Raw genomic sequence first — 25,349 nt, 5'->3', positions numbered from 1 at the left:
CATAACATGGAGCAAAATAAAAAGGTACTAAGTCTTATATATCAATCTTCGAGTAACCGACGGTTAACAACCATATCGAGCGGCATTAATCACCCACCTGTAGAGGATGAGCGACTTTTGCCTAATTATTGTTAAAAGCCTAGTTTCATTTGTTTAGATTGGAAAATACGTCCTACAAGTATCTCTTTTTTTTCATGGTCGATCCGATAAAATAAGGCATAGCTTTTGCCGATCACGATCCGATATGTTGGGATATCCATTCCATAGATTTCGGAAACTTCCTCATGCATAGTTGGAAAATTTTTGGTTAGTTCTAAAGCCTTCTGGATCGCACCTACAAATCTTTTTATGCTGGCTGGAGAAAGAGCAAGCTCATTTTCCCATTCTTCTATTATCGTTTCAAGGCTGGTCTGGAAACTTTTAGAATAAACTAGCGTGTACTCTTTCATCTATTCACTCCAGCCGTATTTTCCGAAAGCTTTTACCATTTCAATTTCTGAAACTGTTAAACCTTTCTCAAAGTCTTGGAAACTTTCTTCAATCAATTTGCGATCGTGTTCTTTTGCTATTTGAGTAGTATCTAATATGAATAAGTTGCCTTCTTGTTTGGCTTGGATAGTGTCTCCGCTTTTTAATCCAAGAGAGCTTGGAAGGATCACTCCCACGCTATTGCCGATCTTTCTAACCTTTAGTTCTTTTCCCATGTTATCACACTCCTTTTAGTTTTTGATGAATAAATTATAACATGTTATAACAACAATTGCCAACGGTGTTTCTTAAGGGATTCCACTCCTTATTATTATTGGACAAAATAAGCCACTTAGAACGCTGAAAACATATACAAACGATATCAAAATACGAGTGAACTACTCACCATACACTTCCGTTAACATCCATTTAAGTAGGTATTTTTATTATATATAGATTTAACATATGTCGGTCAGTTGATTGATATAGCTAAAGTTATAACTCAACCGAAGCCGATTCATCTACACGAATAAAGTTGCGAGTGTTCTCGGCTAATTCATAAAAATTGTTATGTGTTCCATATAGCAATACTGGAATAACTTTATTTTCTTGAATCTCATAAGCAACTCTATACACGGTGACCGCATACTTAAATCCATTAGACCAATTACCTGATAAACCTCCAATTTTTTGCTCTTACTTAAATGGATCAATAGCAATTTCATCACAAACCTATAGAGGATGAGTGACTTCTGCCTAATTACGTTAAAAAATATTGAAAGTAACTCTATGTAGCAAAAAATATCTAGAATTTCATTTCCTCAAAACTGATCGATATTGTATCTAAAAATATATACTACCTAAAATAGGTAGTATATATTAAAATATGTGCTTTTGTTAGAAAAATCGGGAGCGTCAATAATTTTGTGTAAATAACTCGTCCTTCTGCAAAATAATGGGTTACTCAGTAAACATTGAAGCTAATGTATCCGTCACTTTTTGGAAGCCTTTATGGCTTCTATTTAAGAATTTTTGATTGTATGTATCAAAGATGGATACTAGGAAACGCTCTAGTGATTCTTCATTTTGAAACTGATCTTTTCTGCGGCTGTATTTCTTGATTTGTTTATTGAAAGATTCGATTAAATTAGTTGAGTAAATGCTTCGGCGGATACCAGGCGGAAACTCATAAAAAGTCAATAAATCTTGATTTTTTATCAGTGACTGCGTCACTTTAGGATAAGTTTTCTGCCACTTCTCAATCATACTCCCTAAAAAGGTATTTGCCTCTTCCTTTGAGCTAGCTTGATAAACAGCCTTAAAATCATCACAGATTTCTTTTCGATCTTTGACACGTACTTTATGAGCAATATTACGGGAAATGTGAACACAGCAATGTTGGTATTTAGCTTTAGGATAAATCTGGTGAATCGTATCTTTCATGCCTTTTAAGCCATCGGTAATAAACAGTAAGACATCATGAACCCCTCTGGAGTAAATGTCCTGTAACAACTCATTCCAAACGTAGGTCGATTCAGTCGGAGCAATCGCATAACTTAGTACTTCTTTAGTGCCGTCTTCTCGTATACCAATGGCAATATAGATTGCTTCTTTGGAGACGGTTTGCCGTTTTAAAGGAATATAAGTAGCATCCATGAAAATAGCGACATACTTATCATTTAGAGTTCTAACTTTAAATGCATTTACTTCTTCAGTCAGCACTTTAGTCATGTTGGACATGGTTTGGGGCGTGTAGTGATGCCCATACATTTTCTCAATCAAGTCTGCGATTTCCGACATGGTAATACCTTTTCGGAAGAGGTGAATGACGGTCTCCTCTAAGGTATCATTCGTCCGTCTATAAGCAGGAACAGTCTGTTGCTTGAACTCGCCGTTGCGGTCGCGCGGAATCTGGAGATGAAGTTCCCCGTACTCGGTCTTGACCGTACGGTCATAGGAGCCGTTACGAGAATTACCCGTGTTAAAACCAATACGATCGTACTTTTCGTAATCGAGGAAAGCCGTTAACTCCGTTTTGAGAAGCGTATTGACAGCTTTTTCCAAATGGACACGGAATAATTCATTCAAATCGCCTTTGTTCGCTAGAGTCTTTAGAATTTCTGTAGTAAAATCGTTCATATGGAAGTCCTCTTTTCTGTGAATGTGTTGTGGTAACTCTATTCTACAGAAGGGACTTCCTTTTTTCTATTTACACAAAATATTTTACACTCTCGAAAAATCAATACATAAGTTATCATATCTGTATATGTCATTTAGGTATTTCAGTTATGTTATAATAGTTTTGCTGTCTGCTACCCGGGCCTAATCTGGCAAGGGGAGGAGGAGATATAATGAAATACCTTTTTGATTTTGTTTTTGCAATCAAGCCACTTGCAGATGTAGTGTGCTGTTACCTCTGCAAATGGCTTGATTGCAAAATTGCCAAAAAAGACAGTAAGCCTACCCGTTAATTCTATAATATAGAAACGTAAAAAAAAACCCCATCAGCCTGCACGCTGATGGGGTTTGGTGATATAATGAAATACCTCTTTGTTACTCATAATTATACCATAATTAGTCACGAATGCAACCAATAGAAAAAACTACTTAGAACGGTAGATCATCGCTAATAACAATGCATTGTCCACCAAATGGATTTTGTGAAGCATTAAATACATTGTTATTAATTGTCGCTGCTTTTAACTAGGCCTCTCCCCTTCTATTATAAAAGAAGATATATATCATTTCTTAATTACCTACTACCTTAAACCAAAATTTAAGTACTACCTAATTTAAGTAGTACTTAAATAATCTAAAAAATAGTTATCCCAATTGTTATGCTTTTATAATACGATTATTTGTAACAAAATGAATATTATATAATTAAACACTACCATATTTAGGTAGTGTTTAATTATTAGCAAAACAAAAAATATTTATTCTATTCTCTTAACTTCAACTAAGTTATGCTGCACACCTTTATATAAATCATATGCAACTCATTAGCTAGACAAACTACAAGCATGTAGTTTTATCTGTTAATTATGTACTACCTAAATAAAGTAGTTTATAATTAACAAGTATATATATTTAAAAATTTAAGATTAATTTTTTTATGACTTGTACAAATTTATCTGATATTCTCTTATTAAGAACTACCTAATTTGGGTAGTTCTTATTTTTTACATTTTAAGTAGTATTTAATTGCAATTTGGTAGTATTTTTTTATTATCTTATTCCTAGAACGGTAGTACTTAATATAAATATAGGTAGTATCTGATTTAAGTATTAATGGTAGTATCTAATTTAACAGGTAGTATGTAACTACTTTAAAGTAATTTTTTTCAGATTAACACAGTAGTATCTTATTAAATAAGTTAATTTTAATGGTAGTACTTAATTATTATATATATCTGACATTGGTAGTACTTATTGTATTTTTTAGTAGTATATAATCTATTGTTTTCTAGCCTAAAGCCTTGTCTTATAAGAATAATATAATATATACTACTGAAATAAGGTAGTATATATTACTAGTAATGGTAGTATTTTTTATATGCATAAGGTAGTTCTTAATTTATTTTTTGTTTTGACACTGGTAGTACTTAATTATCTTTAATTTTAAAACTAAATTTTATTCATACGTTCTTCTGGTAGTATTTAATTATAAATAATATTTATTTAAAGTAGTTCTTAATGACTTTAAAGGTAGTACATAATTCATTTTATTTCTTATTTTAGGTAGTATTTAATTAAAAAACAGTTTTAATACGTTTGCATTTTTTATTTATCTTTGCTATTTTCGAAAAGAGTAGGTAATTTTACATAAATAAAACAACGTGAAAGTAGAGGATCTACAATGACTGATTTTAATTTTTTTAAGGCGGATAGAGTTTACAACGAGTTATTTTATCAATTTCCAAAAGTCTTTATTGTTTCTGACGAATACAAAAAAATGAAAGATTCAACTAAGATTGCCTATATGCTTTTAAAAGCAAGATTAGAGATCGCAATCAGCAAACGGCAAATCGATGAAGAAGGTAATGTTTATTTTACTTATACGACAAATGAACTATGTAGCGTATTAAACTGCCAAAAACAAAAAGCGATAGCAATCAAAAAAGAGTTGGAATCCTTTGGTTTATTATTACAAAAGCAGATGGGATTTAACAAACAGTTAGGGAAAAATAATCCTAATAGACTATATCTAGCAGAATTAAAAGTCTCAGAAAATGATATCTACTTACTCGAAAAATTTGATAGAGAGAATAGGGAAAACGTTGATAAATCAGAGGGTATGAAAATCATACCCACCCTCGACGAAAAATCAGACGCTGAATTCCTTGGGGCTCAAGAGGGTATGAAAATCATACCGTGCCAAAACGTTGATAAATCAGAGGGTATGAAAATCATACCAGAACTTAATAATAATATATTAGACACTAATAGACACAATATAGACACTGAAAAAGACCGCCTACAAGATCAATTGTTGTTAGACAATTTTGAGACAATTATGACAAACGATAGCATTGCTACGTTTGTCCCTGAACGAGTATTAAATTTGATAAAAACATTTTCTTCAAGTTACAGTGAAGCTCAAAAAACCGTCCAGACTATTCATAATGCAAAGAAAAAAGCTGAAATAGAAAGTGGTATTTCGATAGTTTTTGAAGAACTCGATAGTTATTATGTCAATGCAGAACAAGAATTATACACGACACTGTTAAAAGCCTATCAAAAATTAAAAACCGAAAAAGTCGAAAATATCCAGAACCTGATTTTTGTCTATGTAAAAAATTGGTTTATCGAAAAACCAATAGCTGCTAAAGTATCAAGTGAAAAACGTTTGAATTCTGAAAGCTTCCCAAAAACTATTACGAAAGACTGGTTAGAGTGAAATATTACTGACAAAGTGATTGTTGCTTCATGGAGTAGCATTAAAATTAAAAATTTTTTATTATTCTAATTATATTACAAATGTTACAAAGAAATAGCTATTTTAATAGAATTTATGAGTTAAAATATTATGATAAAAATCACAAACGTAGCTTTTTACGTCATAAGTGTTAATAGTTAATAATTAATTTCCAACACAAAAAAGAGAACAAACGTTTGCATGTTGCTGTTTTTTAGTTATAATAATACGCGAAGAGAGGTAATTTCATTTTTTAAAAAAGCTAAAAACCTTGATATTACTTCTTTTCAGGCAATACGAATATTATTCGCTTACATTTTTTTGTATAAATTTAGTTGTTTTAAATTTAATTGTCTGCTATGCTTGTGATGAATTGATTTTCGTTCTGCACTTTTGGACGATAAATTTGGACAATTGAAAATACAAAAAAAAGAAAGGCGGTATGAACTCGGAAGGCTGGTAACCTTCGTCAGCGTTCATACACGGCATTAAGATTTGGCCCTTAATGCGTTAACCTTTCAGTGTTACGGTATTACCCGCAACGGATTTAGTATAACAGATATTCAAAAGTGATACCACTTTTTTTGGCTGTGTTAAGGTTAAAAATACGTGATATTACGATGAATCTATGCCTAAGCATAATGTTATAAAAATGTCCGTGTGGCTCTTTGCCGTATGACGAACGCTGAAATTAGAGGGAACGCATGTTTGGATGCGTTCCCTCTTTTTTGTTTGTCATGAACGAAAATCAATTCTCTATTTTTGAAAAATAACAAGAAAAACTTGTTAAAAATATTTAAAGAAATTGGGTGGTTTATTTTATGTCATATACAGGAATTTTGAGTCTCAAAGATATTTGTCACTACGGTAAACGGTGTACCGCTACAGAGAAAATCACGAAGAAACTATCAACTGGCCAAAGTAAAACCGTTGTGCAGTGTAAGAAATATATAATCCAGAAAGACAAAGTCTCAGAGGAAATGATTTATTACATTGGGAAACAAAAGCAAATAATTTTAAAAGATCCTATCCCCTTAAAAGAGCTATATCCAACAATCAAACATGTTTATGACCAAAACGGTGTACTGATTGGTCGAAGAAAAAATGGAGTCTTGCGTTGTACCGCAAAAGGGATGGGGCGTTTGATCAGCTGAATTGATCATTCTCATAACTTGTATTTTATCGTTTTTCGCTTGCTTGAAAATATTGTCGAGACTTCTAAAGGAACTTAGAGTCACTAGAAAAATAAGGAGTAGACTTGATCTATCAACAATTCCCTTCGGGGAGTGACGGGGTAGGTTTTAACGATTGGTAACGTAAAAAATTGGTCAATCGAGTAAATGCGCTTGTTTGGATAGTGGTGAAATGAATTTGTGTAAATAATATGCGCAGAGTAAACAAGAGGGAATTTAGAAGTTAGACAAGTTAGAATAGCGTCTAGATTAATCATGAGCAGCTACTAAGGGATCTAGACTTTAACGCAAACTCATGGAATAAGGAGTAGGTCTTCTCGTAATGGGGAGGACGCACAAGAAATTGTGTCGTGTGCTGCAGTACATGTAGATACTTGCGAGGACGTTGATTATTGGATCAATCGAGCATTTACCGCTGTCTACTAGGGTTTCTCGTTTCGGACGCCATAAACGAGTCGAAATTTTTTATGTATTTTTAAGTAAACGAAAAACGATAAAATATGAACAAGTCCTGAATAAAGTGAAAAAATTGATATAAAACATAGAGAAAATGAAATTTACGTAATGGAGGAATGACAAATGAAAAATTATGATCCGAATATACGATTGGGCACACATACTATTAAGGTTTCTTTCCAACGTTGGGATTACAAAGGATTTGTGACGTTTAGAAGAGGCGGAAATTGTAAAGGATTAGATGTTTTAGCATTAGACGAGGATGATTTATACGATTAAACATTGACTGATAATCCAATTGGATTCGGCTTGCTACCTGAAGATGATGAAGGCGATGAGTGGTTTAAAATGACGCTTACGAACGACAAAGGAGACGAATTGTCTGTAGAAGATACCTGGTCATATTTGAGTGATTATATTGTCAGTGTTGAAATCATTGACTTTGTAGCGGATAAAGAAGAATAAAAATTGGAGGAATAGATCATGAAATTTTTCGAAGTAAAATCACCATGCTATTATGCGTTAATCGCAGAAAATAATGAAGAAGAATGTGCAGAAATTACGACGAATAATAAAAAGCTAGTATTATCATTAGACATCGAGTAAAGAATTTATTTAGGAGGCAAATTAGATGGCGCGACCAGTTTTAGATGCGATGGATATGGATACTTTGACAAAAGGAAGGTATGTACAGCTGTTAGCTCGTGGTTATTCACCTAAAGATGTATTTAAAGCCTTATCCAAAGGAACAGATATGGAAAAAGAAAGATTACGAAAAGAGTTTGATTATTGGAGAACCTATAATGGAATCAAGGATTTGAAACCAGCAAGGCCAGTAGTTAAAAGAAAGAAAAAGATAACCCAAGAGTGAAGTGTAGAGCGTATGTGATCATAGGCTTTTTTATTTTTATCAAAACAAGGAAGGTAGGAAAACTCATGAATTGTAAAGAAATCGAAAATAGAAAAAAAGTGTCGAAAGAAATGGAAGAAAAGTTACTAAAAACGATGAAACAAAAACACCTTAAAAGGTTATCTGTCATGCAATATATCAGTGACATGCAGATAACAGGAAAGGAGAAAGCCTGTCTATTGGGATCAATGAAAAATTTTGAACAGTTGAGACGAACTTATGTGAAAATAAGTTCTAATTGCCAACTATTATTAGAAGTTTCTTGACGATTATGATATGAAAATGATCAATTATGATGTGGCATTGTTATTGAATAAAAAGAATAGTAAAATTTAACGTGGTTTATCTTGGTTAGATGTAGTTAAATTAATTCAAATATAGAAGGTAGATAGATGAATAAAAACAATAAAACTTTATTTAATCCTTACGTGGGCGTAATCATTGTTTTTCTCCTTTTTAGTTATTTTGCTTATCAAGGTTATCTAAAGGACAAAATCGCTGAAAAAGTAGATGGTGTAACAAAAACAATCCATATTCAGGAACAAGCTAAAACCTATCAAGATAATTTAACCAGTTTAACGGATATTTGGATCAATACAAATACGATAGGTAGTTCTTTAATGACATTAGCCCTTCTTATCACAGGATTTGCTAGTTCATTTGGAAAATGGTACATGCGATTGCTATCATTACCAGCGTTGATTCTTGCTGGGGCAACGATTTGGGTTTGCCAATCGAAAGCAGCATTATACGCGCTTGTTATCTTCGTTATCCTAGAAATTTTACCTAAGAAGATTTTTCGAAACACACACTTGTCCTTTTGGATGTATGCAGCAGTTTCGGTTCTAGCTTTACCGATTTCTTATTTTGCTGCAATGTCAGACAAAGTTCATTTATTTACAGGACGAGAAGAAATTTGGCGCAAATTCTATGAAACATTAGGCGAAAAAACAGGACAAATATTTGTAGAGATGAACCTTTCTTTTTCCATATAGGAAATCAGATTCTAGGTAATCATAATACGTATCACGCACTCGTCAATCACTATGGATTGATTGGTTTTGCTCTATCGATTATTCTTTTGCTTAGTTTTTTATGGTTGCTCGTAAGAAAATGTGAGCTGACAAACGGACAACTAACATTCTTGTGGGCTTTTTTAGCGATCATGTGTCAATCATTCATGGAAGAAACATTAACTACAATCAGTTGGGTGCCAATTGTATTCTTAATGTTAGCAATGGCTACACACCAATATAAAACCACCAGATAAATGAAATAGAATAGTAATAAGAGAAAACACTTTTTCGTTGTGAAAAAGTGTTTTTTGTTTTGTCTGAAAGGAGGCAGATGGATGAAAAAATGGTTATTTGGTTTTTTAGGAGTCGCTTTAATCGTCTTTTGCAGTGTGTTTGGCTATGTTAGCTACCAAAAACATGAAGGAGAGGTGTTTAAGCAAAATATAGAAAAAAAGATGCCCGTAGATCAAATCAATGCACACGCAAAGAGTTATAAGGAGGATGCAACGAACGTCAATAATGATATGTCTTTGGGGCAAATGTTGTCCATACAAAAAGAAGCAATCAAAATGGGCGTCAATAAACAAGTATTTGCACAAATTCAGATTCCTGCACTTGGTTTAGCATTGCCAATTTTTAAAGGGGCAAATCAATACACTTTGTGTCTTGGAGCGGCTACTTATTTTTATGAAGATGCCGAAATGGGCAAAGGAAACTATGTCCTAGCAGGTCATAACATGGAAATGCCAGGGGTTTTATTTTCTGATATTCAAAAGTTGTCATTAGGGGAGGTGATGGACTTAGTTAGTAACGATGGCGTCTATCGTTACAAGGTAACGCGTAAATTTATCGTACCTGAGTACTTTAAATTAATCGATGGCGTTCCTGAAGAGAACTCTTTCTTGTCTTTGCCAAAGAAAGGAGAGAAACCCTTATTAACGTTGTTTACTTGTGTTTATACGTCACAAGGAAAAGAAAGATACGTGGTACAGGGAGAGCTACAATAACAAGGTTTTAATCAACGCGAGTCGTTGAAATATGAAATGAGGAGATAAAAAAATGGCAATAAATCGGTATGTAAAAAAAGCTGGAATGCTTGTTGGAATGTTAGGAATCATTGCAAGCTGCTTTCAGGGGTATCAAGCATATGCAGAAGATGTCACACAAAAAACGCCACCAGAGAAGGTCAATATCACGGTTCATAAATTAATGTACGATCAAGGAACGCAATTGAATGTTGATATTGACGGGATCAAAAACGATGGTTATACGCACGATCAATATCCTACAGGTGTAACGAAATACAACAAGGCAGATTATGGTGATGTTGAGTTTACGTTAGGAAATATTACGGATCAAGTATTACTGACTGAAGATTCTGATCTAACCAACGCGAAAGTGGACGAAATCGTTAAAGATGTAGAAGACAAGGGATCTAACAGTGAGTACGTCAAGAATGCAACCAATAAAATTACTTCAGCTGTAGATGAAAATGGTGAGATCACTTTTGCTGATCAACCAGCCTATGTCAATTCCAAAGGGAATGTATATGTGGTTTATGAAAGTAAATCCGCTGCTGGATTAGTCACACAAAAAGCAAAACCAATGGTTGTGATTGCGCCAATGACTGATAATACAGGTTCAGGTTTTTTAAAAGACATTCACTTATATCCTAAAAATATTGTTTCTAAGTTGAGTTTTGAATTAACGAAATTTGGTGACGATGGCAAAGCTCAAAGCAAACAAACACCTTTAAAAGGGGCAAAATTTGAGTTATACAAGGGCGAACCTGGAAAAGGAACAAAATTAGGAGATCTTGTATCGGATGATCAAGGAAAGCTGACTGCTACTGATTTGACGTTAGGAAAATACTATTTTGTGGAAGTTCCTTCAGAAGTTGTAGTGGGATCAGATAAAGAACCAACAGCAGATCAATATTTATTAGGCGCAGACGCTCGCAACGATGCGCACAATAAATTAACCTTTGAAATTACGAATGATGGCGTGACAAGTGACTTAAAAGCTTCATACGTAAACTATAAAGCACCAGTGATCGATAAAACAGTAACAAATGGAACAGGACAAGAACATTCTTTCCAAATTGGTGACGCAGTAAATTATCAAGGAACGATTCATATCCCAACAGACATTGCAGGCGGAGCAGACGGTATCACAGTAAACGGAGTGAAAAGCGAAACTTCTCCTTACAGTGTATTTAAATGGGGGGATACAGCAGGACAAGGACTTTCTTATGTCGCTGCTAAAGCAAATATCAAAGTAACAAATAAAGATGGATCTGTGGTATTAAAAGAAAATACAGATTATAAAATCCAAAATTCAGAAAATGGCTTTGTGATCGATTTTATCGTGAATAATGGCCAAGTAAGTGATACTGTAGCAAGTTTACACGGACAAGATCTTCAAATGACTTATAACATGTATGTAAACGACAGCGCAGCTGTTGCCAATCCATTAACAAATAGCGTGGATTTCGTTTATAACAACAATCCATTTAATCAAAAAGAACACCACGAAAAAACGAAAGCTGACGTTGTGACTTATGGTGCAAAATTCTTAAAAGTCGATAGCGGACTATTTGGAACAGGAATCAAAGCAACACCGCTTGAAGGCGCAGAATTTGCTGCTAAAAACGCAGAAGGAAAATATTATGGTGGATTAGTTGATACGGATAAAGACGGTGTCAAAGAAGCAGTATGGGTAGACGATGTAGCAAATGCAGCGATCCTAAAATCAGATAAAGAAGGTCACTTTGAAATCACTGGTTTAACTGAAGGTGAATATTCACTGGAAGAAACAAAAGCGCCTGAAAACTATCAAAAATTAACGAAAGAGATCTCTTTCAAAGTAGGCAAAGATTCATACAAAGAAGAAAACCGAATCACGATCAAAAACAATCAAAAAGCTTCCGTACCAATGACCGGTAGCAACGGTTTTCAAACGTATGTATTAATCTCTTGCTTGTTGCTAGGAGCAGGGGCACTTTCTGCAGTTGTTTACTTTAAGAAGAAAGCCTAGAAGGATCAAAACCAATGATTATCAGGAAGCCTAAGAAAAAGCGAATCATGGGTAAATGGATCATTGCTTTCTGGTTACTTTCAGCTGTAGGTGTCTTACTTTTGATGCCTGCTGAAGCGAGCGTGGCGAAATACCAACAAAATCAGCAGATTGCCGCAATCGATCGAACAGGAACGGCAGCAGAAACGGATTCTTCTTTGGATGTTGCTAAGATTGAGTTAGGCGATCCTGTTGGTATTCTTACAATTCCAAGTATTTCTTTAAAACTACCAATTTATGACGGAACGTCCGACAAAATTTTAGAAAATGGTGTAGGTATTACGGAAGGAACTGGTGATATTACAGGAGGAAACGGTAAAAATCCTTTAACCGCAGGTCATAGTGGACTTTATAAAGATAATCTTTTTGATGATTTACCTTCAGTAAAAAAGGGAGAAAAGTTTTATATCAAAGTTGATGGTGAGCAGCACGCTTATCAAATCGATCGGATTGAGGAAGTGCAAAAAGACGAACTACAAAGAAACTTTGTCACTTACTTAGAACCAAATCCCAATGAAGATCGAGTAACGCTAATGACATGTACGCCTAAGGGGATCAACACACACCGTTTTCTAGTGTATGGGAAGCGAGTAACCTTTACAAAATCAGAATTAAAAGATGAAGAAAATAAGAAACAAAAATTATCTTGGACATGGCTTTTAGGAAGTACTGTTTTTCTTTCAGTCATGATCATTGGTTCGCTATTTGTTTATAAAAAGAAAAAATAAAGGAGGGTAACCAACATGAGAAATAGAAAATGGCTATTTGTTTGTGCAGCCGCTCTTTTTTCTTTCACTGCCTACACACAGTTGACGTTTGCAGACAGACAAGAAAGCACGGATAGCACAGAACAAACAATCCAAACGTCAGATAGCAGCACGATTCAAAGCAGCGATGAAACCGTCGATTCGTCAACAGTTGATTCTTCAGAAGAACCTAAAATTGCTGAAGACGATCAAATAGTCAAACAGACCATTCACGTTCAAAAGATTATTTCTTCAGAACAATTAGACAACCAGGGGCATGAAAAACAAGAAGGAGTAAATGGCGCGAAGTTTTCTGTTTATGATGTATCGGACATTTTACAAAAGATGGATGTTAAGGATCTCACTACTGACCAAATTGAATCCCAATTAAAAGATCGAGTGAAAAAACTATCCAGTGATCAATTGAAGCTAGTTTCTAATGGAGAAACAAAGACAATTGATCAACAAACAGGTGTCTTTGAATTCTCGGTAGAAGTACAGGCAAATCAGAAACAAGCTTATTATATTGTCAATGAATCAAGTCCTGAAAACATTTCTAATAGCGAGGATATTTTGCTATTAACACCTGTTTCTGATAAAAACGGTGAATTCTTAAAGGATGTGTGGATCTATCCTAAATCAGAAGCTTCGCAACCTAAAGAAGAAGTAAAAAAAATCGTTTCTACTGGCGTAAAGAAAAACTTCTTTGAGAATTGTTGGTATTTTGTTACTCACTTGTTTTCTAGAGATTAAGGAAGAAATAAAATGAAACTGATCAAATTATTATTATTCAATCTTTCTTGTTTAACCGCAGTCTTTTTGTACTGCGGTTTATTATTTTCTAAACTATCTATTTTGCCAAGCTACCAACTATACCTAATGAGGATTTTAAACATACCAGCTGCTTCCATGCCGCTAGATATTATGGAAAAGCTCATTAGGAATCCATTATTTACTACGATCAATTTGATCGTTATTGTCGGAATTTCACTAGTCATTTATAAAAAAGAGGGGATGAAGGGATGAATTTTAAACACTCGTGGACAAGACGGTTAAAATATGTTTTTCCCATAATGATGATGTTAGGTACATTGTTTGGGTTAAAAACAGCCAATGTCTTTGCTGAAAAAGTTATTGTCGATCCGTCAAATCCAATCCAGAACGTAAAGAATAATTTTATTATTCCAAAAGATGTTCCTAATGCAAAAACAAATATTACTGTAAACGGAGCGTCAAAAGTTTACAAATATCATGTTGATGCCAACAAAGGTGGTTTTACAGACGACTACGTAGGATTAGTGGAGGGAAACAAAAATATACGCTATCCTTCTTTCCAAAAAGAATACGGTGAAACAAACCTTGTTTTAGAAGGCGTAACAACCAACACCAAAGTCAATATTGACTATGGAAAAATCGGTACGTATAACGGGAAAAAAGTCAATATCAAGCTAGTTCTATCTAATATTCACTTATACTCGGATACGTTGCCGTGGAATCTACTAGATAACAACTATACAAAAACTCATTTTCGAGACGATGGCTATAAAAATACGAATGGTGCAATGAGTAAATCTAAAAAAAGAACAGTACTTTGGATCTCAGACAATCTTTTCTCAGGAATTGTTTACCATTCAACACAAATGAATGTGCAGCTAGTAGCCACATATGAGGACGGTAGCCCCGTTCAATTTTCAGGAGATACATTTATCAGTTTTAACTCTTTGAACCCTGCAAGAGGAAAAAGCACGGATCTTAAAGGAGAATATGCCCACTATGACAAAATGAATAAGACAGATTGGTATGTCAGAAAAGATACGGTTCTTTCAGAATTTAAATCTTTCTACAACAATCTGAACGTGGTAGGTGGCCACCCAGGAGGAAGCTCTAGGCTGACACAAGCGGATAATGATTTCAATAATTTGCATGATAAATTAGGAGATCCGAAGTTTGGTCAAGGTACTGTGTCCTTTAAAATATCTGAAGCAAATCCGACGTTTGTGATTGGTTCTTCTAATGTTCAAACCTGGTTTACTTTATCTTCTGCGACAATCTTTAGTGTTGTTCCTGATCAACCTGAAAAAACAGGGGTTGATAAAAATGGAAATAACGTGAACGATAAAATGTTGCAAGTAGGAGACACGATTCAATATCGAATCAAACAGAAGGTGAATCGATTAGGAGTGGATTTACTAGCGGTTTACGATCGATTTGAGTTAATCGATAATTTACCAAAAGAAGTAAATTACGTCGATGCACACGTTGAAAGTGGTACAAATAAAAAATTCGATGTATCTGGTGAAGTGACCTATGACAAAACAAAACACCAGGTAAAATATGCAGCGAAAGCTGATACATTAAAAAATCGAATGAAGTATAACGGCGAAACTTACGAATTAGTGATCAATGTAAAAGTCAATGAATTGGCCAATCAAAATAGTGTAGCCAAAAATCAGGGAACGTCGATCATTAATAAAGTAGAAAAGGATACAAATATCATTACCGTTTATTTCCCTAAAATTCCAGTGAAAGAAGTACAACAAAATGGAAAAGATGTAAACGGACGAAATGACGGTAAGAAGGGTACGCCGACAGCTCCTTTAAACGCAGGATCTGAAGTACAATATCTAGTCACACAAAAATGGCACACAAAAGGCGTAGACGCTGCGTCAGATCACTACAAACAATTTAGTATTCAAGATCCAATTGAAGCTCGTTTGACATATAAAGAAGGTTCTGCGCAAGTAATAGATAAGAGTAAAGGAAAAGATATTACTTCTGAAGGCACACTAACCTATGATAGCAATTCAAGAACGCTGAAGTGGGAAGCTTCCGCTGACTTCTTAAGTAACAATCTTTTAGATGGACGAGAAATTCAGCTGATATTTACAGCTAAAACTCCATTACAATCAGAAAAAAATATTGATAACCAAGCCGTAGTAGCAGTAGATAATGTTTCTAATAAAACAAATGTTGTGACAATTGGGGTTGATCCTAACTTGCCACAGGTCATTGTTCCTAAAACAGGTTCTACACATTTAGTAACGATTTCAGCGGTCAGCTTACTATTACTTGTGTTAGCAACTTTTAGTTATGCGGTTCTGAGATACATTTAAAATAAAAAAACGAAAGAATGAATAAAATGAAAAAGTTAATAATAGTAGTTACTTCCTTGATTGCCATGATTGTTATTTTAGTCGGATGTAGTAATGAAAAAAATAAACAAACTAATCAAGATAATGGCGTATTGAAATCAGGAACTATGTGGAAAGAAGAAGTAGGTGGTCTTGTTTATAATTTGAAAATTATAGACGAGACTACCTGGGAATACTCTGAGAGTGTATGGCATCCAGATCCTGTACAAATAACAGTCAAGAGGCAAAAAGACTATAAAGGTTTAGAAAGATACAAAATAGTAGATTCAGCTGGTGTTAGGGAATTTATAAACAAATCTGATTCTTTACTTATTGTTGTTCCCTATGAGAAGAATGGCGTAAAAAAAATAATTTTTCTTGGATCTAGCAAGGATGAAAAGCGAACGAAAGAGAAATTGATTCACGATGGATCACAATCCAATAAATATAAGTTACAAAAGACTAGCGAGTGATTGCTAGTCTTTTTATTTGTCCTGAAGGAGGAATCACAGTGGCAAAAGCTAAAACGCCATTTGAAAAAGCCGCGTCTAAAATCTTAGAACGCCGCGGTGTATCTGAAACACAGTGGAAACAAGAAGTCCTTGAAAAAGCACAATTTGACCTATTACGGGGAAAAGACAAGGACTTAGAAGGATATATCTATCAACGTGAACGTGAAAAGCTTGTTTTCGATGAAATTATTAAACACTAAAAGGAGCGAACAATTTTATGTTTGAATCAATTACAATGAATTTTTTAACACAACCGAAAGTAGTAGCTGCGGTTGATATTTTTAGAGCATTACAAACTGCCGCAACTAGTTTAAAAAACAATCTGATGATTTTTGCTGCTGCTGCGGCCGTTGCTTCCATTGTTATTGGGGGTCTTTTCTTCCTATTTGGACGAAGAGGAGCTGAAAATGGGAAGATGCACGTAGGCTATGTATTGATGGGGGTAGGAGTTATTTTAGCAGCAGCTTCTATTGTGGTTTCGTTATTTGGATTGTTTGGACAAACACCTCAAGGATTATAAGAAAGTAAAAAAGTAGGAGTAAGAAGTAGTCGATACTTTTTACTCCTTTTTTATGAAAGGAGAATACTCATGCACTTTACGATTGCAGGCAATACCAAAACAGATAAAGAGTTAATAAAAAAAGCAACGAAGGAAGTAGGAAAGCGTACTTCTTTTTTACCGAAAACAATTAAATATTCTGTCATTGAAACGGAAGAACAGCTACATGTGTTAGGGAAAGTACTGGAACACGAAAGTCGATCTTCTGTTAAGTTGACTCTCACGTTACATGACACAGAAGGAAAAATAGAGAAAGCTGGTACAGAATACGTTTTTGGCCCACTGGATTATCAAATTTCAGAAGGTTTCTATCCTACATTGATGAATTTAATCCGCCTTGATGTGTTTAAAGAAACGGATGAAACTATGAGTGTGGAAGAGTCTTATCGAAACGAAAAACTTTGGTGTTAGTATCAAATCTTAGACAGCTTTTCGTAGAGACAAGAATAAATTAAACTTATCTACGAGAGGATGAATTTTTATGACCCGATATGAAGAAAATTTTAAACAAATGATTGTTGAACTGAATCAAACTGGACGTTCTGTTCGAGGGTTAGCGAAAGAATATGGCTTATCTGAAGCAACGATTTACAAATGGAAGAATTTATATTTACCTGATCAGTCCACAGGACTGACTGGAAAAGAAGTAGCTGAACTGAGAAAAGAAAATGCTCGTTTAAATGAGGAACTTGAAATCTTAAAAAAAGCCGCAGCCATATTCTCTCGGAAAACCTAAATTCGCTTGTTCAATTTATTGAAAAATGGTGTAAGGATTACACTGTTTCTTTGTTGTGTCGGTTATTAGAAATCCCTAGAAGTGTCTATTATTTTTATAAGAATAAACCGTTGACAGCTACAGAAATCAGAAATAATAAGTTGAAAAAGAAGATTTCAACAATTTTTTTACGAATAAACAACGCTATGGTGCCACAAAGATCCATCAAGTTTTATTAAAAGAAGGGATTTCAGTATCTCTTAAACATGTCCAAAAGCTAATGAAACAATTAAATTTAAGGTCGATTGTAGTTAAAAAATATAGACCTCAAAGGTCTAATAAACCGATCATTTCAAAAGAGAATCTCTTAAATCAGGACTTTTCTACTGAAACGATCTGTGAGAAATGGGCAGCTGACATTACGTACATTCCTACTAAGAAAAATGGTTGGTGTTACTTATCTTCAATCATGGATTTACACACGAAAAAAATTATTAGTTATACATTTTCAAAACGAATGACTGTGGATTGTGTCATTCAAACATTGAATAAAGCAAAAATACATTATCACATTCCAGAAGGAATGATTCTACACACTGACTTGGGCAGCCAATACACAGCAAGAGAAGTGGAACAATGGCTTAAAACCAACAAAATAAGGCATTCTTATAGTAGAAAAGGAACACCTTATGATAATGCTGGAATCGAATCTTTCCATGCCTCATTGAAAAAAGAAGAAGTCTACACGACTAGCTACTCAGATTTTGAAGAAGCAAATCGAGCGCTATTTAGCTACATTGAAGGATTTTATAACCGAAATCGAATCCATAGCTCGATTCACTATCTAACCCCACAGGAATTTGAAGAATTAGCAAAAGAAAAAATGGCTTAACCGTCTCTACTAAAATGTGTCCAAGATATTGACTCAAATCCACTTTTACAAGTTTTAGAAGAAGAGTTAGAGAGCGACCAAAGAAAAGTGAATCAAGGGAGTGAAGTCGAAGTAAATGAAGAAGTACCATGGGAACGACCAATATTTCCAAAGAAGGAGTCAAAAGAAAAAGAGACAGTCTATGTTGACGAACAAGCTGATATTCCGACTCAGAAATCGATATTTGAGGAAGAGAACGATGTGATGGGTCAATTGGAGGTAGATCCCTTTGAAGAAACAATGGAGGATGAAGAGACGGCCGAAGTAGAAGTTGATCCAGTTGAAGCTAATGAAGAGTCAACATGGACTGAAGGGGATTCTCAGGAATATATTGAACCACTTATCAGTGAAGAAGTAGAAAAAAACGAAATAGAGATACAAAAGGCAACTGTATTTGATTATATTTTGGATCAATATCCGCCAGAGCATGAATGGATGAAAGAAAAAAACAAATTATTTTTAAATGAGCTTTATTCGAAATATCAATTACCCCAAACCTATCAAGCATTTTTAGAGAGTAAAGAAGAATTAATCTCACAGGGTAAAGGCACACTTTTAGAACAGTTAGAGTCTGTCCAATCAACAAATTGGCATGAGCTTGCACAAGAAGATTTATTAGCCACCTTTGAAGAACGTCAACAAGAAACAGATCAAGAAATTAATGAGTATGCGACGGAACAGTCGTCTAATTGGGAGAAAGCAAAAGAGGAACTAAATAAAGAAGAACAGCGAGTGATTGAAGAAGAAGTACAAAAAATTAAAGAGCGATACGAAAAGAAACGCGACAATGCGTATTCCTTGTGTGTAGCAAAGATCAATAATTTTACTCAGACGAATCAAGAAGCGTTATCGAAAGAAAAAGAAAACTTGTTAAAAGAACGTATTAAAGAACGAAAAGAAGAATTTTACCGAGGTTTGCGTACAGATAAGCTAAAGATTAGCAAAGAATTAAATGAACAACTGAATAAGCTATATCAAACAACGACTGAAGTTCTTATGGAAAAACACGAATAGGTCCAGCAAGAATTACAAGTACAAATTCCAAAATGGAAAAAAGAGTATGAAATTCAACAACAAGAATTGAAAGAACAAGAAGAAAAACAACGGCAAAAAGAAAAAGAGCGCGAACAATTAGAACTAAAAAAACGTGAACAGGATCTTGCGGAACAACAAATGGCAATAGAAAAACAACGGTTAAACCAAGAAAAGGAAAAAGAAGCAGCTGCTCGTAAGGAACGTCAAGAACAAATGGATACATTGCGACAAGCTCAGTTAAATTATCTAGCACAACCTCAACCAACGCCTTCAGTAGCTGCTGTTCAAACCCCAATGAACAACCAAACAAATCTAACTCCTTCACCACAGCGTTCCTTTAACGGATGGATGGTGGGATGTATTGCAAGTTTAAGCTTACTTCTAGGTGGAGGGACAGTATTTGCTTTTAATCATATCAATCAATCTTCACAGGCTGATTCTGTAGCCACAACGGCGTCAATCAAGGAAGAAGCCCAAGAACAAGCCCAAGAACAAGCCCAAGAACAAGCAAGAAAAGAGTATGAACAACAATTGGAAGAATTATTGAATCGTACCAATCAGTCAACAACAGAGTCAAGTATGGAAAATAGCAAAGAGAGTGATCCTAGTAAGGCTAAAGAAGGATCAAGCGATTCAACTGTACAATCAAACACTTCCGAAAGTTCAGAATCAAATGAGGTGAAATAATGCGTGTTAGAGAAACAACGAGACGAAAAGACAAACGATTCAATTTAGAAAAGAATAGGTATCTTTCTCATTTCTATCGCTATACTCCTTCAGGAGAAGAGCTACCAGAAAAACATGACAAACGTATTTCTCAAAAGATTTTTTATAGTGGATTAGCTTATCTTCCTTTAAACTATGTTGTTACAAGAATACCAGAAGCATTTCATCGATTTGAGATTATTCCAGGAAGTTTACAAGGAGTGAATATTTTTCAGTTACAAGAAATGCCGCAGTTATTCCATTTTGATTCAACTGGTTTTTGGAATCCTTTGACCCCAACAACAAGTTTAGGCACACGTTTAGTTGTTTCTACGATTTGTGTTGTTCCAGCTATACTTATGGGATTGAAAATGGACATGTGGTTTCGTCCTCTAGCAGATGGGCAAAAAGGAGATAACCGATTAAAAACGTTAAAGGAAATCCAACAAATTTATCCGCAAATACCAGAATCAAAGGGAGGTTTTCCTGGTTATGGCGGAATACCAATTACTCATTATAAAAAGTACTGGTATATTCAGACGGATACAGTAAATACTTGTATTGTTGGTACTTCCCGTTCAGGGAAAGGACAGATAGAAGTTTTAGCAACCATTGACAATTTGTCTCGTGCAGAAAGACAAAGTTCAATGGTTGTTAATGATCCAAAAACAGAATTATATGTTGCTAGTAAAGATGAACTAGAAGCTAGAGGGTATGATGTGTATGCATTTAATATCACCGATCCACTGCAATCAATGAGTGATAATCCATTGGCACTCATCGTGAAATACTGGAAGCGAGGAGACATAGATACTGCAACGCAGTTAACCAATACTTTTACGAATACGATTTATTATGATGCCAATGCTTCAGACAACAAATACTTTAACGAAAATGCGCAGAAAGCTGTAAATGCGCTTATTTTTGCGTTGTTAGAACAAGCCGATCAAACAGGGGATTACTCCAAATTAACACCCAATAATCTTGTTGAGCTTCTTTCTGAAATTGGCGGTTTTAATTATCAAGATCCTGAGAATGATTACAAACAACTCAATGCCTTAGATGAATTCATGAATCAGTTACCACCTGGAAACATAGCAAAAAAACAATATGGGGCAACAAAAATTGGTTCTGATAAAGCAAAAGGGAATATTTTATCGACGGCAATCACAGGATTGAATCCATTTACCCTAACGAAAATTGCGAAAATGACTTCTCAATCAACCATTGATTATAAGTCCATTGGTTTTCCGAAGTATTTGGATCTCAAACTACACGAGAGTCTGTTAAATCAGCGAATTGTTGTAGAGTTTTATCATCAAGGAAAAAAATTTCATGAGGAACGTGTCAAAGTAGGTTATAGAGGTTTTTGTGAAATCAACTTTGATTGTCATTTAGAGCAGGGAGATCATGTTTGCTTAAAATACGATCATCAAGGAAAAGAATATGTTGCTTGGTATGAGTTTTCTCAAAGAGTATTGAAAGACGAAGAGGGAAATATCGTTTATCGAAAAAAACGAGGAGAAACCCATTTACCAGAATTAGAAAAAGAAGCTGTTCTAACATTAGATGAGGATAAAAGTAACTTATTAGTAGAGTCTATTCGGATGCACTATACCGATAAACCAATGGCTATTTTTATGCTCACACCTGATTATGATCCATCTAACCATATCATTGTTAGTATTTTTCTTAGTCAGTTGTATAAAGAATTATCTACGCAATGTGTTAAGACTAAAGGAGATAAATGTCACCGTAGGATTCATTTTATTTTAGATGAATTTGGGAATATGCCACCAATGGATAATATGGAAGGAATCATGACAGTCACAGCTGGTAGAAACATGTTGTGGGATCTGTTTATTCAATCCTATCAGCAACTTTATGCGAAGTATGGGGAACAAAACGCAGCGATTATCAAAGAAAATTGTCAGACACATATTTATATTATGTCGACAGACGATAATACCATCGAAGAATTTTCCAAAAAAGTGGGGAATAAGACGGTTGAACAAGAGAACAGTACCACCAATTCATTAGGTATGAATACTCATATCAATCGCAATGTTGATTCAGATCGTATCTTAACTCCTGAAAGAATTTCTACTTTTTTAGAAGGTGAAACGATTGTACTCGCTCCTTTAAAACGACAAGATTTGAAGGGTCATAAAATACGGCCGTATCCTATTTTTAATCATGGGGAAACGAATCTTCCTTATGCTTATCAATATATTGAAGATTTCAATCCATCGTGGGATATCAATGATATAGACATACATTGTACACATGCGGACTTGGATCTTAAGGCTTTACAAATTGATTACGATTATTTTCTACCTGATATCTATGCACGTCGACTTTATCACAATATGCACGATCAAATAGAAGAGGAAGCTAAAGAAAACATTTTTATTAAAATCGTTCAATCTTTAGACAACTCAACGGCACAAAAGTTACTTATTCAATTTTATGAAGAGAAGCAAATAGATCGTTTGCAAGAATACCTTGAAAAATTGCATCAAAATGAAGAAATTACAGAGGTTATAAGGAAACGACTTTTGCTAGAAGCTGAAAAGGCGGTGAAAGAATGATCATTGGAGGAATATTTTCCGGCATTGCCGACTGGTGGTCAGGCTTATTTGGGGATGGGGATGCAGATCCCAAAACCGTAACGAAAGTCTTACAAGATTATGGTAATTATCTGCAGTATCAAGATGTATTCAGTTGGATTTGTAATACTTTTTTATGGGGTTTGATTAAAGGGTTATATAAGCTCAATACTTTACTAGAAAAAACAATTTATCAAAGCTTTGATTTAAAAGACTTATTGAACGCTGCTGGTGTTAATGAACTGTTTCAAAGTTTGATTAGCAAGGTATTGGCTCTTTTTTGTGTCGTCACATTAATTTATTTAGGCTTAAAATTTTTTATGAGTAAACATCCACCAAAAATCAAAAATATCTTGGTTAATCTATTTATGGCCATGATTTTGATTTTTGGTGGTAGTTCTTTAATCGATGAAGGGCTAAATATTAGTAAAAACTTTTACGGAGACGTGACTGCAGCAAATAAAGCAGATAAAACTGGATCACCTGCTTTTCAAATTATTCAAAATAATGTGATCGATGTGAGTACGCTACTAGAAACTGATCCGAATAAAGTAGAATCCCTACCAACAGATAAAAGAAATGCTCTCACGGCGAAAAACTTTAAGACAGCAAATATTAATTCAGTGATTATTCCTAAGGAAGCCGCTAAGATGGCGGATGAAGATAAGAGTGGTCTATCAGATATACAAAAGGATCGGCTAAGAGCGTTACAATACCGACTGGAACTGGATGATAATGGAAAAGAAATCCCTGTAGAGATTAGTGATGAGGGGTTAGCAAAATATGTGTATACTTCAGGCTATCGCCGATACATTAGTAGTCCAGGGATTATTTTAGCTGGTGAATCTTCTTTGTCGGTTGCCTATTTATTTATCTTGTTTACGATTGTAACTTGCATTATTGAGCTGGTATTTAAAAAATTCTATTTAGTAATTGCCGCGTCAACGGACTTTGAGACAGGACAACGGATGAAAAGTGCTATAGAAGATATTTCTCAATCCTTCTTGTTATTGGCGTTTACGATTTTAGAATTACGAATCTATACATTAATGCTGTCAGGTATCGGTGATTTGCACGCAGCAGGCAAGATCAACGGATTTTTGTATGTTGTCGCTTTAATTGTACTAACCATTGCGCTATTCAAAGGATCTCAATCTGTTACGAAGATTTTCGGTGTTGATACAAGTCTGAAAAACGGCAGCAATTCTCTTCTTAGCATGTTTGCCTTAGGAAATATTGCGAAAAATGTGGGTAGTGGGGCTAAAAACCTTGCAAGTGCTGGTAAGAGTGGTTTAAGCAATTTAAATGATATTCGTAAAAATGGATTTGGCAATCGAAAAGATGTTACCCCTGATAACGGGGAAGAACAATCAGACGATAAAGCTACAACTGTACCTAATAGTAAGAAAACAGTTTCCGAAATGTTCGGGAAAGCGAAAAATGGTGTTTCTAAAGCCGCAGAAGGTCTTGGTTACGTCAATGAACGTGGGTTAAAAGGAACAGCTGAAGATCTTACAGAAAAAGCCAAAGACACCTTAGAAGAGAAATTAGACGGCACGAGAGCTAAAGAATTGGCTGAAGCTGTGAAGAATCCATCCGAAGCACTAGAAAAACAAAAAGAAAAAGCTTCAGAAGTCAAAGAAGGACTAAAAGGTGCGTATGGTGAAGGACAAGTCAATGCAGCAGTAAAAGTTAATACAACAACCGAAAAAGAAAATCAAGAAGGTGCAGCGATTCCTTCAGCCAAAGATCACCAAGATGGGTTGCATTCTAACGAAAATTCAGAAGAAGAACAAAATGGTCAATTACCAAAAACAGATCCAGAACAATATCGTTATAAATCTAACATTAATTCTGAGAATGAAAAGCGCATTTCAGATTTACCAAAACGAAATCAAGAAGTACAAACGGATGAGGATTCCATCGATCTGCCAAATGATAATGGAATCGAAGTTGGAACTGAAAAATCAACGAAAATTGGTTTGCCTAAGACACAAAATTTACCAATGAAAGATAGTCGTTTGAATCAATTCAAGGAGAATGATCAAAGCTTTGTTCACCAATCAACTGCAGGTACTGTTCAAATGAAACCAAGTCGTTTGCCTGAAAATGGAAATCTGACAACTGTTTCTTACAATTTATCTGAAAGTGGTGAGACAGGGAATGCGTCCGTTCAAAATGTTGTGACAAGAGAAGCTGCACCAGAACCTATTCAAAAAGTTCACACAGGTTACAAACCAGCAAATGTGGCATTTACTGCACCAACAAAAATAAATGTAACAAGAGAAACTAAAAACAGGAACAATGAATTGAAAGAACAATTATTGAAGGATATCAAATCATAAAAGGCCTACGAGTTAGGCCTTTTTT

Annotated in this window: 20 protein-coding genes and 6 pseudogenes; 21 read left to right on the top strand and 5 right to left on the bottom strand. The window is 34.7% G+C overall.

Annotated elements, in window-relative coordinates; all coding sequences use genetic code 11:
* Window positions 1-131 precede the first annotated feature (131 nt).
* From RBL01_RS13510 to RBL01_RS13490, 5 genes and pseudogenes are all read right to left on the bottom strand, one after another.
* On the bottom strand, window positions 132-449 hold the full coding sequence (locus RBL01_RS13510; RefSeq protein WP_002290394.1) for a type II toxin-antitoxin system RelE/ParE family toxin: 318 nt from the start codon (window positions 447-449) through the stop codon (window positions 132-134).
* Window positions 450-704, bottom strand: a complete 255-nt coding sequence (locus RBL01_RS13505; protein WP_002290397.1) for an AbrB family transcriptional regulator — start codon at window positions 702-704, stop codon at window positions 450-452. It lies immediately after the preceding gene.
* A gap of 259 nt (window positions 705-963) precedes the next feature.
* Window positions 964-1,104 (bottom strand): hypothetical protein, encoded by a 141-nt coding sequence (locus RBL01_RS13500; protein WP_002290398.1) that lies wholly within the window; start codon window positions 1,102-1,104, stop codon window positions 964-966.
* Between the two features lie 324 nt (window positions 1,105-1,428).
* Window positions 1,429-2,607, bottom strand: coding sequence for an IS256-like element ISEfm2 family transposase (locus RBL01_RS13495; RefSeq protein WP_410779650.1), 1,179 nt, complete (start codon window positions 2,605-2,607; stop codon window positions 1,429-1,431).
* Window positions 2,608-3,075: 468 nt separating this feature from the next.
* Window positions 3,076-3,162, bottom strand: a pseudogene (locus RBL01_RS13490) (single-stranded DNA-binding protein); the annotation flags it as partial.
* Window positions 3,163-4,327: 1,165 nt separating this feature from the next.
* On the opposite strand from RBL01_RS13490, the gene RBL01_RS13485 reads away from it, so the two are divergent.
* The 21 genes and pseudogenes from RBL01_RS13485 (at window position 4,328) to RBL01_RS13385 (ending at window position 25,324) form a co-directional block, all read left to right on the top strand.
* Window positions 4,328-5,368: a replication initiator protein A gene (locus RBL01_RS13485; RefSeq protein WP_058128672.1), complete on the top strand. Its 1,041-nt coding sequence runs from the start codon at window positions 4,328-4,330 to the stop codon at window positions 5,366-5,368.
* Between the two features lie 839 nt (window positions 5,369-6,207).
* Window positions 6,208-6,540, top strand: a complete 333-nt coding sequence (traE, locus tag RBL01_RS13480; protein WP_002322486.1) for a type IV conjugative transfer system protein TraE — start codon at window positions 6,208-6,210, stop codon at window positions 6,538-6,540.
* A 618-nt stretch (window positions 6,541-7,158) separates the two neighbouring features.
* Window positions 7,159-7,500: pseudogene (locus tag RBL01_RS13475) on the top strand (DUF5406 family protein).
* 18 nt (window positions 7,501-7,518) lie between these two features.
* Complete coding sequence (locus RBL01_RS13470) at window positions 7,519-7,641, top strand: hypothetical protein (RefSeq protein ID WP_002293478.1); 123 nt, start codon at window positions 7,519-7,521, stop codon at window positions 7,639-7,641.
* A gap of 25 nt (window positions 7,642-7,666) precedes the next feature.
* Window positions 7,667-7,906 carry a hypothetical protein gene (locus tag RBL01_RS13465; RefSeq protein WP_002347362.1) on the top strand — a complete coding sequence of 80 codons (240 nt, stop codon included), beginning with the start codon at window positions 7,667-7,669 and terminating at the stop codon, window positions 7,904-7,906.
* A gap of 65 nt (window positions 7,907-7,971) precedes the next feature.
* Complete coding sequence (locus tag RBL01_RS13460) at window positions 7,972-8,211, top strand: hypothetical protein (RefSeq protein ID WP_002322851.1); 240 nt, start codon at window positions 7,972-7,974, stop codon at window positions 8,209-8,211.
* 126 nt (window positions 8,212-8,337) lie between these two features.
* Window positions 8,338-9,215, top strand: a pseudogene (locus tag RBL01_RS13455) (EpaQ family protein).
* An 81-nt stretch (window positions 9,216-9,296) separates the two neighbouring features.
* Window positions 9,297-9,968 carry a class A sortase gene (locus tag RBL01_RS13450; protein WP_016177598.1) on the top strand — a complete coding sequence of 224 codons (672 nt, stop codon included), beginning with the start codon at window positions 9,297-9,299 and terminating at the stop codon, window positions 9,966-9,968.
* Between the two features lie 52 nt (window positions 9,969-10,020).
* Entirely contained in the window at window positions 10,021-11,997 is a 1,977-nt protein-coding gene (locus RBL01_RS13445) for a pilin N-terminal domain-containing protein (RefSeq protein ID WP_307781030.1), read from the top strand.
* A 14-nt stretch (window positions 11,998-12,011) separates the two neighbouring features.
* Window positions 12,012-12,764: a class C sortase gene (locus RBL01_RS13440; RefSeq protein ID WP_038809267.1), complete on the top strand. Its 753-nt coding sequence runs from the start codon at window positions 12,012-12,014 to the stop codon at window positions 12,762-12,764.
* A 15-nt stretch (window positions 12,765-12,779) separates the two neighbouring features.
* Window positions 12,780-13,535: a pilin N-terminal domain-containing protein gene (locus tag RBL01_RS13435; protein WP_038809269.1), complete on the top strand. Its 756-nt coding sequence runs from the start codon at window positions 12,780-12,782 to the stop codon at window positions 13,533-13,535.
* A 12-nt stretch (window positions 13,536-13,547) separates the two neighbouring features.
* Complete coding sequence (locus RBL01_RS13430) at window positions 13,548-13,808, top strand: hypothetical protein (RefSeq protein ID WP_002314405.1); 261 nt, start codon at window positions 13,548-13,550, stop codon at window positions 13,806-13,808.
* Window positions 13,805-15,895 (top strand): isopeptide-forming domain-containing fimbrial protein, encoded by a 2,091-nt coding sequence (locus tag RBL01_RS13425; RefSeq protein ID WP_005878749.1) that lies wholly within the window; start codon window positions 13,805-13,807, stop codon window positions 15,893-15,895. The genes RBL01_RS13430 and RBL01_RS13425 overlap by 4 nt, the downstream gene beginning before the upstream one ends.
* Window positions 15,896-15,921: 26 nt before the next feature.
* A complete protein-coding gene (locus tag RBL01_RS13420) occupies window positions 15,922-16,386 on the top strand; it encodes a hypothetical protein (RefSeq protein ID WP_038809270.1) in 465 nt (154 codons plus the stop codon).
* A complete protein-coding gene (locus RBL01_RS13415; RefSeq protein WP_002305229.1) occupies window positions 16,383-16,625 on the top strand; it encodes a DUF5415 family protein in 243 nt (80 codons plus the stop codon). The genes RBL01_RS13420 and RBL01_RS13415 overlap by 4 nt, the downstream gene beginning before the upstream one ends.
* A 17-nt stretch (window positions 16,626-16,642) precedes the next feature.
* Window positions 16,643-16,945 (top strand): hypothetical protein, encoded by a 303-nt coding sequence (locus RBL01_RS13410; protein WP_002295662.1) that lies wholly within the window; start codon window positions 16,643-16,645, stop codon window positions 16,943-16,945.
* A 69-nt stretch (window positions 16,946-17,014) separates the two neighbouring features.
* Window positions 17,015-17,386 (top strand): annotated as a pseudogene (locus RBL01_RS13405) (hypothetical protein); the annotation flags it as partial.
* 79 nt (window positions 17,387-17,465) lie between these two features.
* Window positions 17,466-18,591 (top strand): annotated as a pseudogene (locus tag RBL01_RS13400) (IS3 family transposase).
* Between the two features lie 42 nt (window positions 18,592-18,633).
* Window positions 18,634-20,352: pseudogene (locus RBL01_RS13395) on the top strand (hypothetical protein); the annotation flags it as partial.
* Window positions 20,352-22,961 (top strand): VirD4-like conjugal transfer protein, CD1115 family, encoded by a 2,610-nt coding sequence (locus RBL01_RS13390; protein ID WP_002331344.1) that lies wholly within the window; start codon window positions 20,352-20,354, stop codon window positions 22,959-22,961. The pseudogene RBL01_RS13395 and the gene RBL01_RS13390, both read left to right, overlap by 1 nt.
* On the top strand, window positions 22,958-25,324 hold the full coding sequence (locus RBL01_RS13385) for a pLS20_p028 family conjugation system transmembrane protein (protein WP_307781011.1): 2,367 nt from the start codon (window positions 22,958-22,960) through the stop codon (window positions 25,322-25,324). Before RBL01_RS13390 ends, RBL01_RS13385 begins: the two co-directional genes overlap by 4 nt.
* The last annotated feature ends 25 nt before the right edge of the window (window positions 25,325-25,349 follow it).

This window comes from Enterococcus sp. SB12 (genome assembly GCF_030910025.2).
Lineage (GTDB): Bacteria > Bacillota > Bacilli > Lactobacillales > Enterococcaceae > Enterococcus_B > Enterococcus_B faecium.
The sequence above is the reverse complement of the archived record's forward strand: the minus strand, read 5'-3'. Positions and strand labels throughout refer to the sequence as shown.

Excerpts from the sequence above, each read along its gene's own strand:
- RBL01_RS13390 (WP_002331344.1), top strand. The coding sequence starts at position 20,352 with ATGCGTGTTAGAGAAACAACGAGACGAAAAGACAAACGATTCAATTTA.
- RBL01_RS13505 (WP_002290397.1), bottom strand. The coding sequence starts at position 704 with ATGGGAAAAGAACTAAAGGTTAGAAAGATCGGCAATAGCGTGGGAGTG.
- RBL01_RS13410 (WP_002295662.1), top strand. The coding sequence starts at position 16,643 with ATGTTTGAATCAATTACAATGAATTTTTTAACACAACCGAAAGTAGTA.
- traE (WP_002322486.1), top strand. The coding sequence starts at position 6,208 with ATGTCATATACAGGAATTTTGAGTCTCAAAGATATTTGTCACTACGGT.
- RBL01_RS13430 (WP_002314405.1), top strand. The coding sequence starts at position 13,548 with ATGAAACTGATCAAATTATTATTATTCAATCTTTCTTGTTTAACCGCA.
- RBL01_RS13460 (WP_002322851.1), top strand. The coding sequence starts at position 7,972 with ATGAATTGTAAAGAAATCGAAAATAGAAAAAAAGTGTCGAAAGAAATG.
- RBL01_RS13420 (WP_038809270.1), top strand. The coding sequence starts at position 15,922 with ATGAAAAAGTTAATAATAGTAGTTACTTCCTTGATTGCCATGATTGTT.
- RBL01_RS13435 (WP_038809269.1), top strand. The coding sequence starts at position 12,780 with ATGAGAAATAGAAAATGGCTATTTGTTTGTGCAGCCGCTCTTTTTTCT.
- RBL01_RS13445 (WP_307781030.1), top strand. The coding sequence starts at position 10,021 with ATGGCAATAAATCGGTATGTAAAAAAAGCTGGAATGCTTGTTGGAATG.
- RBL01_RS13440 (WP_038809267.1), top strand. The coding sequence starts at position 12,012 with ATGATTATCAGGAAGCCTAAGAAAAAGCGAATCATGGGTAAATGGATC.
- RBL01_RS13450 (WP_016177598.1), top strand. The coding sequence starts at position 9,297 with ATGAAAAAATGGTTATTTGGTTTTTTAGGAGTCGCTTTAATCGTCTTT.
- RBL01_RS13385 (WP_307781011.1), top strand. The coding sequence starts at position 22,958 with ATGATCATTGGAGGAATATTTTCCGGCATTGCCGACTGGTGGTCAGGC.
- RBL01_RS13495 (WP_410779650.1), bottom strand. The coding sequence starts at position 2,607 with ATGAACGATTTTACTACAGAAATTCTAAAGACTCTAGCGAACAAAGGC.
- RBL01_RS13470 (WP_002293478.1), top strand. The coding sequence starts at position 7,519 with ATGAAATTTTTCGAAGTAAAATCACCATGCTATTATGCGTTAATCGCA.
- RBL01_RS13485 (WP_058128672.1), top strand. The coding sequence starts at position 4,328 with ATGACTGATTTTAATTTTTTTAAGGCGGATAGAGTTTACAACGAGTTA.
- RBL01_RS13510 (WP_002290394.1), bottom strand. The coding sequence starts at position 449 with ATGAAAGAGTACACGCTAGTTTATTCTAAAAGTTTCCAGACCAGCCTT.
- RBL01_RS13465 (WP_002347362.1), top strand. The coding sequence starts at position 7,667 with ATGGCGCGACCAGTTTTAGATGCGATGGATATGGATACTTTGACAAAA.
- RBL01_RS13425 (WP_005878749.1), top strand. The coding sequence starts at position 13,805 with ATGAATTTTAAACACTCGTGGACAAGACGGTTAAAATATGTTTTTCCC.